The following is a 13,837-nucleotide window of genomic DNA, read 5'->3' as shown; positions in this document are numbered from 1 at the left end:
GAGATGGAGGCCCACCTTTCGAACGGGTGCCCGGGCGACCGGCTCGAACGGGTGCCCGGACGGTCGATGCGAGCGACCGTCCGAGCCCCCCGTCCGAGCCCCCCGTCCGAGCAGCAGCCCGAGCAGCAGCCCGAGCGCCCGTCCGGGCAGCCGGCTCAGCCCTCGCCGCCCTCCAGGTCCCCCTCGGTCTCCAGGAACGCGGCCTGCAGCTGCGCGATCAGCTCCGGGTCCGGCTGCTCCCACAGCCCGCGGCTCGCCGCCTCCAGCAGTCGCTCGCTGATGCCGTGCAGCGCCCACGGGTTGGCGCCCGCGAGGAACTCCCGGTTGACCGGGTCGAGCACGTACTCCTGGGTCAGCTTCTCGTACATCCAGTCCGCGACCACGCCCGTGGTGGCGTCGTAGCCGAACAGGTAGTCGACCGTCGCGGCCATCTCGAAGGCGCCCTTGTAGCCGTGCCGGCGCATCGCCTCGATCCAGCGCGGGTTGACCACACGGGCGCGGAAGACCCGGGCGGCCTCCTCGGTCAGCGTCCGGGTGCGGACGGTCTCCGGGCGGGTGGAGTCGCCGATGTAGGCGGTCGGCGCCTTGCCGGTGAGGGCGCGGACGGTGGCGACCATGCCGCCGTGGTACTGGAAGTAGTCGTCCGAGTCGGCGATGTCGTGCTCGCGGGTGTCGGTGTTCTTCGCGGCGACGGTGATCCGCTTGTAGGCGGTCTCCATCTCCTCGCGGGCCGGCCGGCCGTCCAGCCCGCGGCCGTACGCGTAGCCGCCCCAGACCGTGTACACCTCGGCCAGGTCGGCGTCGGTGCGCCAGTCGCGGCTGTCGATCAGCTGGAGCAGGCCGGCCCCGTACGTGCCCGGGCGGGAGCCGAAGACGCGGACGGTGGCCTTGCGCTCGTCGCCGTGGACGGCGAGGTCGGCCTGGACGTGGGCGCGGACGAAGTTCTGCTCGTCGGCCTCCTCCTGGGCGGCGGCCAGGCGCACCGCGTCGTCCAGCAGGGCGACCACGTGCGGGAAGGCGTCGCGGAAGAAGCCGGAGATGCGCAGCGTGACGTCGATGCGCGGGCGGCCCAGCTCCTCCAGCGGGACGGCCTCCAGGCCGGTGACCCGGCGCGAGGCGTCGTCCCAGACCGGTCGGACGCCGAGCAGGGCGAAGGCCTCGGCGATGTCGTCGCCGGCGGTGCGCATCGCGCTGGTGCCCCAGAGCGAGAGTCCGACCGAGGGCGGGTAGGCGCCGTCGTTGTCGGCGGTGTACCGCTCGATCAGCGAGGCGGCGAGCGCCTGCCCGGTCTCCCAGGCGAGCTTGCTGGGGACGGCCTTCGGGTCGACGGAGTAGAAGTTGCGGCCGGTCGGCAGCACGTTGACCAGGCCGCGCAGCGGCGAGCCGGACGGGCCGGCCGGGACGAAGCCGCCTCGCAGCGCGTGCAGCACCGCGTCCAGCTCGTCGGTGGTGGCGGCCAGCCGCGGCACCACCTGGGTGGCGGCGAAGTCCAGCACCTGGCGGACGGCCTCCTGGACGGTCTCCGGCAGCTCGGCGGTGACCTTCTCGACCGCCTCGGGCGCCCAGTCCTCCGCCTCCATGGCCTCGACCAGGGCGCGTGCCTTGGCCTCGGCCGCGTCGGTGGCGCCCAGGGTCAGCGCCGCCTCGTCCAGGCCGAGCGCCTCGCGCAGGCCGGGCAGGGCGCTGACGCCGCCCCAGATCTGCCGGGCGCGCAGGATGGCGAGGACGATGTTGACCCGGTCGGTGCCGGCCGGCGCCTGGCCGAGGACGTGCAGGCCGTCGCGGATCTGGGCGTCCTTGACCTCGCAGAGCCAGCCGTCGACGTGCAGCAGGAAGTCGTCGAAGCCGTCGTCCTCGGGGCGCTCGTCCAGGCCGAGGTCGTGGTCCAGCTTGGCGGCCTGGATCAGGGTCCAGATCTGGGCGCGGATGGCGGGCAGCTTGGCCGGGTCCATCGCGGCGATGTTGGAGTGCTCGTCCAGCAGCTGCTCCAGGCGCGCGATGTCGCCGTAGGAGTCGGCGCGGGCCATCGGCGGGACGAGGTGGTCGACCAGGGTGGCGTGGGCGCGGCGCTTGGCCTGGGTGCCCTCGCCCGGGTCGTTGACCAGGAAGGGGTAGACCAGCGGGAGGTTGCCGAGGACGGCGTCCGGGCCGCACTCGGCGGACAGCGCGGCGGTCTTGCCGGGCAGCCACTCCAGGTTGCCGTGCTTGCCGAGGTGGATCACGGCGTGGGCGCCGAAGCCGCCGTCCTCCTGCGCGGCCTCGATCCAGCGGTACGCGGCCAGGTAGTGGTGGCTCGGCGGCAGGTCCGGGTCGTGGTAGATCGCGACCGGGTTCTCGCCGAAGCCGCGCGGCGGCTGGATCAGGACCAGCAGGTTCCCGGAGCGGATCGCGGCCAGCACGATGTCGCCGTCCGGGTTCTGCGAGCGGTCGACGTACAGCTCGCCGGGGGCCGGGCCCCAGTGCTCCTCGACCTGCTCGCGCAGCCCCTGCGGCAGCGTGGCGTACCAGCGGCGGTAGTCGGCGGCGGGGATGCGCACCGGGTTGCGGGCCAGCTGGTCCTCGGTCAGCCAGTCCTGGTCGTAGCCGCCGGCCGCGATCAGGGCGTGGATGATCGCGTCACCCTCGTGTCCCTCCTCGGCGCTGTCGTCCAGACCGGGCAGGTCGCTGCCGAGGTCCATGCCCTCCTCGCGCAGCCGGTGCAGCAGGCGGACGGCGCTGGCCGGGGTGTCCAGGCCGACGGCGTTGCCGACCCGGGCGTGCTTGGTCGGGTACGCGGACAGCACCAGCGCCAGGCGGCGCTCGGCGGCCGGGACGTAGCGCAGCCGGGCGTGGCTGACGGCGGTGCCGGCCACCCGGGCGGCGCGCTCCGGGTCGGCGGCGTAGACGGTCAGACCGTCCTCGTCCAGCTCCTTGAAGGAGAACGGGACGGTGATCAGACGGCCGTCGAACTCCGGCACGGCGACCTGGGTGGCGGTGTCCAGCGGGGACAGGCCGTCGTCGCTGGCCTCCCACTGGGCGCGCGACCAGGTCAGGCAGAGCGCCTGCAGGATCGGGCGGTCCAGCGCGGCCAGCGCGCCAGCGTCCCAGGCCTCCTCGTCGCCGCCGGCCTGCGCGTCGGCCGGGCGGGTGCCGCCGGCGGCGAGCACGGTGGTGACGAGCGCGTCGGCCTCGCCGAGCGCGGCCAGCAGCTCGGGCTCGGCGCCGCGCAGCGAGGCGCAGTAGTAGGCCCTGGCCTGGGCGCCCTGGTCCTCGATCGCCCGGCAGAGCGTCTCCACGAAGGCGGTGTTGCCGCTCATGTGGTGGGCGCGGTAGTAGAGCACCGCCACCGTCGGACCCTCGGACGTACGGGCCTCGCGCTCCAGCGGGCCCCAGGCCGGCGCCGAGGCGGGCGGCGCGAAGCCGTGGCCGGTCAGCAGCACGGTGTCGGAGAGGAAGGCGCCCAGCTCGGCCAGGTTGGCCGCGCCGCCGTGGGCGAGGTAGGCGTGCGCCTCGGCGGCGATGCCGGCCGGGACGGTGGACAGCTCCATCAGCTGGGCGTCGGGGGCCTGCTCACCGGTCAGCACCACCACCGGGCGGGGGCCGGCCAGCAGTGCGTCCAGGCCCTCCTGCCAGGCGCGGCGCCCGCCGAGCAGGCGGACCACGACCAGGTCGGTGCCCTCCACCAGCGCGGGCAGGTCCTCGGGCGAGAGCCGGGCCGGGTTGCCGAGCCGGTAGCGCACCGGGCCCTCGGCGGCACGGGCGCTCAGCAGGTCGGTGTCGGACGTCGACAGCAGCAGGATCATGCGTAGGCCCTCCCGGCCTCGTGGATGGCCAGGACGGCCGTGGAATCGGCCGGGGTGGCCGTCGTGCGGGCCGGGACGGCCTTGGTGCGAGCCTGGACCGTGGCCCTGGTGCGGGCCGGGACGGCCGTGACGTCGGCCTCGGCGGTCCGGGTACGGGACCGGGCGGCCGGAGTGACGGCCGGTGCGGTCCGGACGACGGCCGGGGCGGCCGGAGCGTCCGTGCGGACAGCCGTGGAAGCGTGCGCGGGCATGCGACAGCGCTGGTGCATTTCTGCCTTCCTCGGGGTCCGCGCCCCGGGCCGGTGGAGGACGGCAGGAGTTCCTGGCTCCCGCGGCCGGCCGGTCTCCCGGTGAACCGCGGTCACAGTGGCGGGACCGCACCGGGCTTGCACCGGTTTCCTCCCCTGCGCCGTCGCTGGCGTGCGGACGGTCCGCCGGGACCGTCCGCCCTGCATCGTACGGGGTACGGCTGACCTGGGGGAGAGTGAGCTTTCGGCCGCGGGCTCCGGGCGGCCCGGCGCACCGCCCCGGACGGCCGGGACAGCCGCCCCCGGACGCCGAGACCGCCGACCGGGGACGCCGGGACAGCTGCCCGGGACGGCCGCCCGGCGCGTGCGGCGGGTGCGCCGGAGTGTGATGCAGCGGACGGAGGCAACCGATCGGATCATCTGTATGCTCGCGGCCATGCCACCGACACCCGACGCCACCGCGCCGGGCGCTGCCGTACCCGACCGGGAGGTGCCCGACCGGGGGCGCGCGGACGCCTGCCCGGGCGCGCTGCGTCTGCACCCGGCCGACGACGGCTCCCTGGCCCGGATCCGCCTGCCCGGGGGTCTGTTGACGGACCGTCAGGCGCTCGCGCTGGCGGAGGCCGCGGAGGTCCTGGGCGACGGTTGGCTGGAGACGACCTCGCGCGGCAACGTCCAACTGCGCGGCCTGGCCCCGCACTGCGCGGCGGACCTCGCCGAGCGGCTGCGCGCCGTCGGCCTGCTGCCCTCGGACACCCACGAGCGGGTCCGCAACATCGTCGCCTCGCCGCTGGCGGGCCTGGATTCCGCCGCGAGCGCCGATGTCCAGGCCTGGGTACGGGACCTGGACGCGCGGCTGTGCGCGAGCGACTGGGCGGCCGGGCTCTCCGGCAAGTTCCTCTTCGCGCTGGACGACGGGCGGGGCGACGTCGCCGCGCTCGACGCCGATGTGACATTGATCGCAGGCTCGCGGGCCGGCGGCGCGGACCGGGGCAGCGACCGGGGTGAGGCCTCGGACCGGGACCGGCCGGCTGTGCTGCGGCTCGGCCGTGCCGACCACGGACACCAGGTCGAGGCCGGGCGGGAGGTGACGGCCGTACTGGACGCGGCCCGCTCCTTCCTGGACGCGCTGCGCGCGAACGGGCGCAAGGCCTGGCACCTGCGCGACGCCCCCGACCTGCTGCCGGCCGGCCCGGTGCCGCTGCCCGCCTTCACCGGTGCGGCGCCCGCCGTGGGCGCGCTGCCGGGCGGGCTCTCGGTGGGCCTGCGCTTCGGCCGGGCGAGCGCCGCGCAGTGGCGGGCGCTGGTCGCCGCCTCCGCCGGTGACGTGCGACTGACGCCCTGGCGCGGGGCGGTCCTGCCCGGCGCCCCGGCCGACCTGCTGCCCGGGCTCGCCGAGGCCGGGTTCCGTACCGAGCCGGGCTCGCCCTGGGAGCGGGCCACCGCCTGCACCGGGCTGCCGGGGTGCGCCAAGTCGCTCGCCGACGTCCGCTCCGACGCGGCCCGGGCGCTGGACGCCGGCGGCCGGCCGGTGGGCGACGGGCCCGGGGGTGCTCTGCCGGTTGGTGACGGGCCCGCCCCTGGCGGGGTTTTCGACGTGCTTCCCGTCCACTGGTCGGGTTGTGAACGGCGCTGCGGCCACCCGGCCGGGCGGTGGGTGGACGTGCTCGCCACTGGGCGCGGCTACCGGGTGACGGTGAACGGACCGGCGGCCGTCCCCGAGGCCGCCGAGGTGACGAACGAGGAGATGGCCGAGGCGGTCGCCGAGGCCAGGAGGACCACGAAGTGATCGAGTACGAGAAGGACGGCGCGTCCATCTACCGCCAGTCCTTTGCCACCATCCGCGCGGAGGCCGATCTGGCCGCCCTCCCGGCGGACGTCTCCCAGGTCGCGGTGCGGATGATCCACGCCTGCGGGATGGTCGACCTGGTCGAGGACCTGGTGTACTCGCCCGGCGTGGTCGCCTCCGCGCGCGCCGCACTGCACGCGGGCGCGCCGATCCTCTGCGACGTCAACATGGTCGCGAGCGGCGTGACCCGCAAGCGGCTGCCCGCCGACAACGAGGTGATCTGCACCCTCACCGACCCGTCGGTGCCCGAACTCGCCCGGGCGATGGGCAACACCCGCAGCGCCGCGGCCATGGAGCTGTGGCTGCCCCGGCTGGACGGCGCGGTGGTCGCCGTCGGCAACGCGCCGACCTCGCTGTTCCGGCTGCTGGAGATGATCGAGGCGGGCGCGCCGCGCCCGGCCGCGGTGATCGGCGTCCCGGTCGGCTTCATCGGCGCCGCCGAGTCCAAGCAGGCCCTGGCCGAGCACCCGTCCGGCCTGGAGCACCTGGTGGTGCGCGGCCGGCGCGGCGGCAGTGCGATGGCCGCCGCCGCCGTCAACGCGATTGCGAGCGAAGAAGAGTGACGGACCATCAGAAGCCTTCCAGTGGGCGGCTCTACGGCGTCGGGCTCGGCCCGGGCGATCCGTCGCTGGTGACCGTCCGCGCCGCCGAACTCATCGGCAAGGCCGACGTGGTGGCGTACCACAGCGCCCGCCACGGCCGCTCCATCGCGCGCTCGATCGCCGCACGCTACCTGACGGGTGGCCAGATCGAGGAGAAGCTGGTCTACCCGCTCACCGTCGAGACCACCGACCACCCGGGCGGCTACCGCGGCGCGCTGGACGACTTCTACGAGGAGGCCGCCGAGCGGCTGGCGGCCCACCTGGACGCCGGGCGCGACGTGGTCGTCCTCGCCGAGGGCGACCCGCTGTTCTACGGCTCGTACCAGCACATGCACAAGCGGCTCGCGCACCGCTACCCGACCGAGGTGGTGCCCGGCGTGACCTCGGTCAGCGCGGCGGCGGCCCGGCTCGGGCAGCCGCTGACCGAGGCCGAGGAGACGCTCACCGTCATCCCGGGCACGCTGCCCGAGGAGGAGCTGACCGCGCGGATCGCGTCGGCCGACTCCGCCGTGATCATGAAGCTGGGCCGCACCTTCCCGACCGTCCGCCGGGCCCTGGAGCGGGCCGGGCGGCTGGCTGACGCCCAGTACGTCGAGCGGGCCTTCATGGAGGGCGAGCGCATCGCGCCGCTCGCGGAGGTCGACGAGGAGACGGTGCCGTACTTCTCGGTCGCGGTGCTGCCGAGCAAGGTCGCGCCGCTGGTGCCCGAGGTCCGGCTGTCGGACGGCCTGGGCAGCGTGACCGTGGTCGGCACCGGACCGGCCGGACCGCTCTGGCTCACCCCCGAGGCGCGCGGCGCGCTGGCCGAGGCCACCGACCTGGTCGGCTACACCACGTACCTGGCCCGGGTGCCCGAGCGGCCGGGGCAGCGGCGGCACGGATCGGACAACAAGGTGGAGTCCGAGCGCGCCGAGTACGCGCTGGACCTGGCCCGGCGCGGACACCGGGTCGCGGTGGTCTCCTCGGGAGACCCGGGCGTGTTCGCGATGGCCACCGCCGTGCTGGAGGTCGCCTGCGAGGAGGCCTACCGGGACGTCCCGGTGCGGGTCCTGCCGGGGATGACCGCCGCCCACGCGGCCGCCTCCCGGGCCGGCGCCCCGCTCGGGCACGACTACGCGACGGTGTCGCTCTCGGACCGGCTCAAGCCCTGGGACGCGGTGGCCAAGCGGCTGCGCGCCGCCGCCGAGGCGGACCTGGTGCTGGCGCTGTACAACCCGGGCTCGCAGTCCCGCACCACCCAGGTCGGCCTCGCCCGGGACCTGCTGCTGGAGTACCGGGCGCCGGAGACCCCGGTGGTCATGGCGCGCGACGTCGGCGGGCCGACCGAGCGGGTGCGGATCGTCCGGCTCGGCGAGCTGGACCCGGCGCTGGTCGACATGCGGACGATCCTGCTGATCGGCTCCTCGCAGACCCGGGCGGTCGAGCGCGGCGGCGGCGTGGAGGTCGTCTGGACGCCCCGGCGCTACCCGGAGGGGTGACGGCGGGCGAGTGACGAACAACGGCTGACGAGTAACGGATGACAGCTGACAGATGATGAAATCTGTCAGCTGTCATCCGTTTTCTGTCATCTGTTCGCCGTCATCCGGCGGCCGTCATCCGACCCCCGTCACCGGGTCGGCTTGGTGACCAGCAGCTCCGTGTTGTGGTCCTCGCCCGCACCCAGCAGCGCCGCCGGCCGCCCGTTCGGGTCGTTGTACGACAGCTCGCGGTAGAGCGCCGCGAGGTTGGCGTCCGAGGTGCTGCCGAAGTCCGTCCCGTACGGCGCGGAGGACTCGATCAGGGTGGTGAACAGCGAGAGCGTGCCGTCCCCGTTGTCCACGACCTCGATGATCCGGCCGTGCTGCGGGTAGTCGATGTGCGAGGCGGTGTTGATCTCCCAGAACGCCCGCTCCGGCACCGCGTGGCCGTGCGGCGTGATCTTGTTCATGTGGGTGTGCCCGTTCACCCAGGCGACCACGTTCGGGTAGCGCTGCAGCAGCGCCACCAGTTCGTTGCCGTCGTGCCGCTTCTCGAAGATGTTCCGCGGGTCCGGCAGCAGGTTGCCCATCGAGGTGCTGGTGTGGTGGCTGAACAGCAGGATCACGTCGTCCGTGCTGCCGCCCGTCACCCGGCGCCCGTCGGCGTCGTACCAGTGGCCGCTGTGCGCCTGCAACTGCTTCTCCAGCCAGCGCAGTTGAGCGGTGCCCAGCGAACCGTCCGCGAACCCGGCCTGGTTGGTGGTGTCCAGGCTGATGCCGAGCACCTTCTCCGAGATGCGGAAGCTGTAGTAGAGCTTGCCGCTGCTCACCATGTCCGAGGTGAAGCCGTGCCCGTACGGGCCGGAGCCGGTCACCGCCGGGTTCAGGTGGGCCTTGGCGAACTCCTTGAGCGTGAACGGCCGGCGGCGCTCGTCCGGGGTGATCCGGCGCACCGCCTCGCCACTGGCGATCAGCTTGGCGAGCAGCAGTACGGCGCCCGCCGGGTCGCGGCGCAGCGAGTCCGTCAGCTGGGCGGCGGTGGCGTCGTCGCAGCCCTCCAGCTTGTACTGGCCCGTGTAGAGGTCGTTGAGCAGGCCGAGGTCCGGCAGCGTGCCCTCGATGCTGTCGTCGTGGTTGCCGACCGTCGTGTACCAGGGCGTGCGCAGGCCCGGCGCGTCGAAGGGGCGGCCGGCGGCGGAGAGGAAGCCGGGCACCAGGGGGAAGCCCTTGGCCTTGTAGCCGTCGCCGTAGGAGAGTTCGGGGTTCCAGTAGGCCGCGTTGCCGGAGTTCTGCACACCCTCGTAGCGGTTCGGGTCACCGGTGTTCTGGGCCAGGCGGCCACCGCCCATGACCTTGAGGTACCAGTCGAGTTCGGCGAGCTCGTGGTTGTCGGTGTTGTCGCCGGTGGCCATCACCATGCTGAACGGCATTCCGGTGTAGGGGCCGCCGGCGAGCGAGTTGACCCGCTCGACGAGGGCCGAGACACCCCGGGCGTTCAGGGCCTCCTGCGGCCGGTACGCGCTGCCGGTGAATCTGGCCAGGTACTCGAAGCGCACCGGGGACTCGGTGTCCACCAGGTGCAGGTCGCTGAACTGGACGAAGCTGGCCAGCCCGGTGCGGCGGTCGTCCCGCCCGGCACCCGGCGCCGCCAGGTCGCCGCGCACCACCAGCGGCCAGCCGGGGCCGGCCGTCAGCCGCTTGTAGCCGCCGGTGCCGACCGGCGTGGCCACCTGCTCCAGCGTCGTCCCGGTGACTCCGACCGCCCGCGCGGCCGTGGTCGCCAGCGCCTGGTCGCGCGTCGCGGCCGAGGCGAACTGGGCGCCGCCGAGCGACAAGGCCGACCACGCGGCGGCCACCGACGTACCCGTGAGGAACGTACGCCGACTCATCCCTGCCACAAAAACCCCCACATGGTGATGGCCCGGCCGGGAGGACTGCCCCCGTGCGACCGGACCCGCGTGTCATGAACCCGCTTCTGGCGGGCCGCCAGATTACTCACTGGTAGGCGCAGAGGGCGAGGCCCGTGCGGCGAACTCTTCGGGAACGCGGGACACCATCTCCGCCGCGGCTCCCGCACCACCCCCTTCACCGCTCACGCACCACCCCTTCCACCGCTCACGCACCACCCCGCCGCCACCCGCCGTGGGCGACCCCGGTCGGGCCCCGACCTGGTGAATGGGGGAAAATCGGCGGCGGCGGCCGGTGCGGCCGCCCGGGAAAGCAGGACGGCGAGGGCGCCGTCGGAAGCGAGGCACAGGTGGCCGCAGCGGGAGCCGAGGCGGGAGCCGGAGCGGAGACCCAGCCGGGAGCCGCGGCGGGCGGCCGGGCCGGCCAGCTGAAGAGCAGCGGCCTGCGGCACGGCTGGACGACGGGCGCCTGCGCCACCGCCGCCACCAAGGCCGCGTACACCGCGCTGCTCACCGGTGAGTTCCCCGACCCCGTGGTCATCACCCTGCCCAAGGGCCAGCGGCCCGCCTTCGCCCTGGCCGCCGAACAGCTGGGCACCGCCGAACAGCTGGGCACGGGCGGCCCGCAGACCCCGGACGGGACGCCGTTCGCCGCCGAACGCCCGGACGCCGCCGAGGAGCCGTTCGCCATGGCCGGAGTGGTCAAGGACGCCGGCGACGACCCCGACGTCACCCACGGCGCCCTGATCCGCTCGACCGTACGGGCGGGCGAGCCCGGCACCGGGGTGGTGTTCCGGGCCGGCCCCGGGGTGGGGACGGTGACCAAGGCCGGTCTGCCGCTGCCCGTCGGCGAGCCCGCGATCAACCCGGTGCCCCGGCAGATGATCCGGGACGCGGTCGCCGAGGCGGCCGCCGCGCACGGCGGCAGCGGGGACGTGGTGGTCGAGATCTCCGTCGACCACGGCGAGGAGATCGCCCGCTCGACCTGGAACCCGCGGCTCGGCATCCTCGGCGGCCTGTCCATCCTGGGCACCACCGGCATCGTCGTCCCCTACTCCTGCTCGGCCTGGATCGACTCCATCCGCCGGGGCGTGGACGTGGCCCGGGCGGCGGGGCGCACGCACGTCGCCGGCTGCACCGGTTCGACCTCGGAGAAGGTCGCGGTGGCGGTGCACGGCCTGCCCGAGGACGCGCTGCTGGACATGGGCGACTTCGCGGGCGCCGTGCTCAAGTACCTGAAGCGTCATCCGGTGCCCCGGCTGACCATCGCGGGCGGTTTCGCCAAGCTGTCCAAGCTCGCGGCTGGCCACCTCGACCTGCACTCGGCCCGCTCCCAGGTGGACAAGGGCTACCTGGCCGAACTGGCCCGGCGGGGCGGGGCGGACGAGCGGCTGAGCGCGGCGGTGGCGGCGGCCAACACCGGGCTGGAGGCGGTCCAGTTGTGCCGCGCGGCCGGCGTGCCGCTCGGGGACCTGGTCGCCGAGGCGGCCCGGGCGACGGCGCTCGGCGTGCTGCTGGGCTCGCCGGTCGCGGTGGACGTCATCTGCATCGACCGGGCGGGCACCATCGTGGGCCGGGCGGAGCCGCTGGGGCCGTGACGACGTCACGACTGTCGCAGTCGTGTGACAGCATCGCCCGGTGATGTGAAGATCTGACAGCCATACGGGGCGAGAAGCGGACAAAAGGAGCGCCACGCCGCCGGGCGGTTCTGTCGCCATCTCAGCCATGAGATATCGTCTGGCGAGTGACAGGCGACTACCTCACCCGTATCGGCACCCTCATCCGCACCGCGCGTCAGCACCGCGGCTGGTCCCAGGCTCAGCTCGGCGAGGCGCTCGGCACCAGCCAGAGCGCGGTCAACCGCATCGAACAGGGCAAGCAGAACGTCAGCCTTGAGATGATCGCCCGCATCGGCGAAGCCCTCGACAGCGAGATCGTCTCCCTCGGTTACTCCGGCCCGATGCACCTGCGCGTCGCCGGCGGCACCCGCCTCTCCGGCGCGATCGACGTCCGCAGCAGCAAGAACGCCTGCGTCGCGATCCTCTGCGCCTCGCTGCTGACCACCGGCCGCACCACGATCCGCAGCGTCGCCCGGATCGAGGAGGTCTACCGCATCCTCGAGGTGCTCACCAGCATCGGCGTCAAGAGCCGCTGGATCAACGAGGGCCGGGACCTCGAACTCACCCCGCCGGCCGAGCTCGACCTCGCCGCGATGGACGTCGAGGCCGCCCGCCGCACCCGCAGCGTCCTGATGTTCCTCGGCCCGCTGATGCACCGCGCCCAGCACTTCGCCATCCCGTACGCGGGTGGCTGCGACCTCGGCACCCGCACCGTCCAGCCGCACCTGACCGCGCTGCGCCGCTTCGGCCTGGAGGTCGCCACCACCGGCGGCGCCTACCACGCCTCCGTCGAGCCGGGCGCCCCGATGGACCGCCCGATCGTGCTGACCGAGCGCGGGGACACCGTCACCGAGAACGCCCTGCTGGCCGCCGCGCGGCACGACGGCGTGAGCGTCATCCGCAACGCCTCGCCCAACTACATGGTCCAGGACCTCTGCTTCTTCCTGGAGGAGCTGGGCGTCAAGATCGAGGGCATCGGCACCACCACCCTCACCGTGCACGGCGTCCCGGAGATCACCCGCGACGTCGACTACACCCCGGCCGAGGACCCGGTGGAGGCGATGAGCCTGCTGGCCGCCGCCGTCGTCACCTCCTCCGAGCTGACGATCCGCCGAGTGCCGATCGAGTTCCTGGAGATCGAGCTCGCCGTCCTCGAGGGCATGGGCCTCGACTACGACCGGACCCCCGAGTACCGGGCCCACAACGGCCACACCCGGCTGGTCGACCTCACCGTGCGCCCGTCCAAGCTGACCGCGCCGATCGACACCATCCACCCGATGCCGTTCCCCGGCATCAACATCGACAACGTGCCGTTCTTCGCCGCCATCGCCGCGGCCGCGCACGGCACCACGATGATCCACGACTGGGTCTACGACAACCGCGCGATCTACCTCACCGAGCTGACCCGGCTCGGCGCGGACGTCAAGCTCCTCGACCCGCACCGCGTCCTGGTCCAGGGCCCCACCCGCTGGCGCGCCGCCGAGATGATGTGCCCGCCGGCCCTGCGCCCGGCCGTCGTCATCCTCCTCGCGATGCTCGCCGCCCAGGGCACCTCGGTCCTGCGCAACGTCTACGTCATCAACCGCGGCTACGAGGACCTCGCCGAGCGCCTCAACTCCATCGGCGCCCGGATCGAGACCTTCCGCGACATCTGACCCGGCCCCCGCCGCCCGGCCTCACCCGTCGAGCCCGGTCAGCAGCACGGCCACCTCCAACCCGGTGTTCAGGTACTCCACGAACACCGGGTTGTTCAACGCCCAGCCCGACCGCCCTCCCCGCACCAGCCGGACCGCGGTGCCGGCGCTACTCGCCGGTGGTGCCGTCGAGGTGTTCGCGCAGGAGGTCGGCGTGGCCGTTGTGGCGGGCGTACTCCTCGATCATGTGGGTGAGGATCCAGCGCAGCGAGAAGACCTCCTCGCCGTGGTGGCCCAGGACGTCCAACGACTCCGCCGCGGCGACGAGTTCCCGGGCGTGGGCGCACTCGCGGTGCCAGGTGGCGAAGGCCTCGTCCGGGTCGGCGGTGTCGACGTCGAACTCGGCGAAGGAGCCGTCGGGGTGCTTCCAGAAGCCGGGTACGGCCTCGTTGTTGAGGACGTTGCGGAACCAGCTGCGCTCCACCTCGGCGAGGTGCCGGACCAGGCCGAGCAGGGAGAGGCCGGAGGGTGCCAGCACCCGGGTGCGGAGCTGCTCGGTCGTCAGGCCCGCGCACTTCATCGCGAGGGTGTCGCGCTGGAAGTCCAGGAAGCTTGCCAGGGTGGCGCGTTCGTCGCCGGTGCGCTGCGTCTCGGTCCGCTGGGTCTCGGTGGGCGGGGTCTCGGTGCGCTGGTCGTCAGTCATGGGGACATCCTTCCGGGCGGCCGTCCTGGCCGCCCG

General features: G+C 73.9%; 9 protein-coding genes and 1 riboswitch. Of the genes, 5 read left to right on the top strand and 4 right to left on the bottom strand.

The window, feature by feature from the left end; all coding sequences use genetic code 11:
- Positions 1-155 precede the first annotated feature (155 nt).
- Both cobN and IE332_RS03880 read right to left on the bottom strand, forming a co-directional pair.
- Positions 156-3,782, bottom strand: coding sequence for a cobaltochelatase subunit CobN (gene cobN, locus IE332_RS03885; RefSeq protein ID WP_189913653.1), 3,627 nt, complete (start codon positions 3,780-3,782; stop codon positions 156-158).
- On the bottom strand, positions 3,779-4,051 hold the full coding sequence (locus tag IE332_RS03880; protein WP_189913652.1) for a hypothetical protein: 273 nt from the start codon (positions 4,049-4,051) through the stop codon (positions 3,779-3,781). Before IE332_RS03880 ends, cobN begins: the two co-directional genes overlap by 4 nt.
- A 47-nt stretch (positions 4,052-4,098) precedes the next feature.
- Positions 4,099-4,184, bottom strand: a riboswitch (cobalamin riboswitch).
- Positions 4,185-4,466: 282 nt separating this feature from the next.
- On the opposite strand from IE332_RS03880, the gene IE332_RS03875 reads away from it, so the two are divergent.
- Genes IE332_RS03875 through IE332_RS03865 form a run of 3 tightly spaced genes read left to right on the top strand, consistent with a single transcriptional unit; the run spans position 4,467 to position 7,959 of the window.
- Positions 4,467-5,819, top strand: coding sequence for a ferredoxin-like domain-containing protein (locus tag IE332_RS03875; protein ID WP_229928283.1), 1,353 nt, complete (start codon positions 4,467-4,469; stop codon positions 5,817-5,819).
- Positions 5,816-6,442, top strand: a complete 627-nt coding sequence (locus tag IE332_RS03870) for a precorrin-8X methylmutase (protein WP_189913650.1) — start codon at positions 5,816-5,818, stop codon at positions 6,440-6,442. Before IE332_RS03875 ends, IE332_RS03870 begins: the two co-directional genes overlap by 4 nt.
- Positions 6,439-7,959 carry a precorrin-2 C(20)-methyltransferase gene (locus tag IE332_RS03865; protein WP_189913649.1) on the top strand — a complete coding sequence of 507 codons (1,521 nt, stop codon included), beginning with the start codon at positions 6,439-6,441 and terminating at the stop codon, positions 7,957-7,959. The genes IE332_RS03870 and IE332_RS03865 overlap by 4 nt, the downstream gene beginning before the upstream one ends.
- Before the next feature lie 128 nt (positions 7,960-8,087).
- On the opposite strand, the gene IE332_RS03860 is transcribed toward IE332_RS03865, so the two are convergent.
- Entirely contained in the window at positions 8,088-9,827 is a 1,740-nt protein-coding gene (locus tag IE332_RS03860; protein WP_189913648.1) for a TIGR03767 family metallophosphoesterase, read from the bottom strand.
- A gap of 368 nt (positions 9,828-10,195) precedes the next feature.
- On the opposite strand from IE332_RS03860, the gene IE332_RS03855 reads away from it, so the two are divergent.
- On the top strand, positions 10,196-11,443 hold the full coding sequence (locus tag IE332_RS03855) for a cobalt-precorrin-5B (C(1))-methyltransferase (RefSeq protein ID WP_189913647.1): 1,248 nt from the start codon (positions 10,196-10,198) through the stop codon (positions 11,441-11,443).
- A 146-nt stretch (positions 11,444-11,589) separates the two neighbouring features.
- A complete protein-coding gene (locus IE332_RS03850) occupies positions 11,590-13,119 on the top strand; it encodes a UDP-N-acetylglucosamine 1-carboxyvinyltransferase (RefSeq protein ID WP_189913646.1) in 1,530 nt (509 codons plus the stop codon).
- Positions 13,120-13,267: 148 nt separating this feature from the next.
- Here IE332_RS03850 and IE332_RS03845 read toward each other — a convergent pair whose 3' ends face one another.
- Positions 13,268-13,801, bottom strand: a complete 534-nt coding sequence (locus IE332_RS03845; RefSeq protein WP_189913645.1) for a DinB family protein — start codon at positions 13,799-13,801, stop codon at positions 13,268-13,270.
- Positions 13,802-13,837 lie beyond the last annotated feature (36 nt).

Origin of the sequence: Kitasatospora xanthocidica, assembly GCF_014656195.1 — a bacterium.
In the GTDB taxonomy this organism is placed as follows: Bacteria; Actinomycetota; Actinomycetes; order Streptomycetales; family Streptomycetaceae; genus Kitasatospora; species Kitasatospora xanthocidica.
Note: the sequence above shows the minus strand (reverse complement) of the source record. Positions and strands in the feature narration are given on the sequence as shown.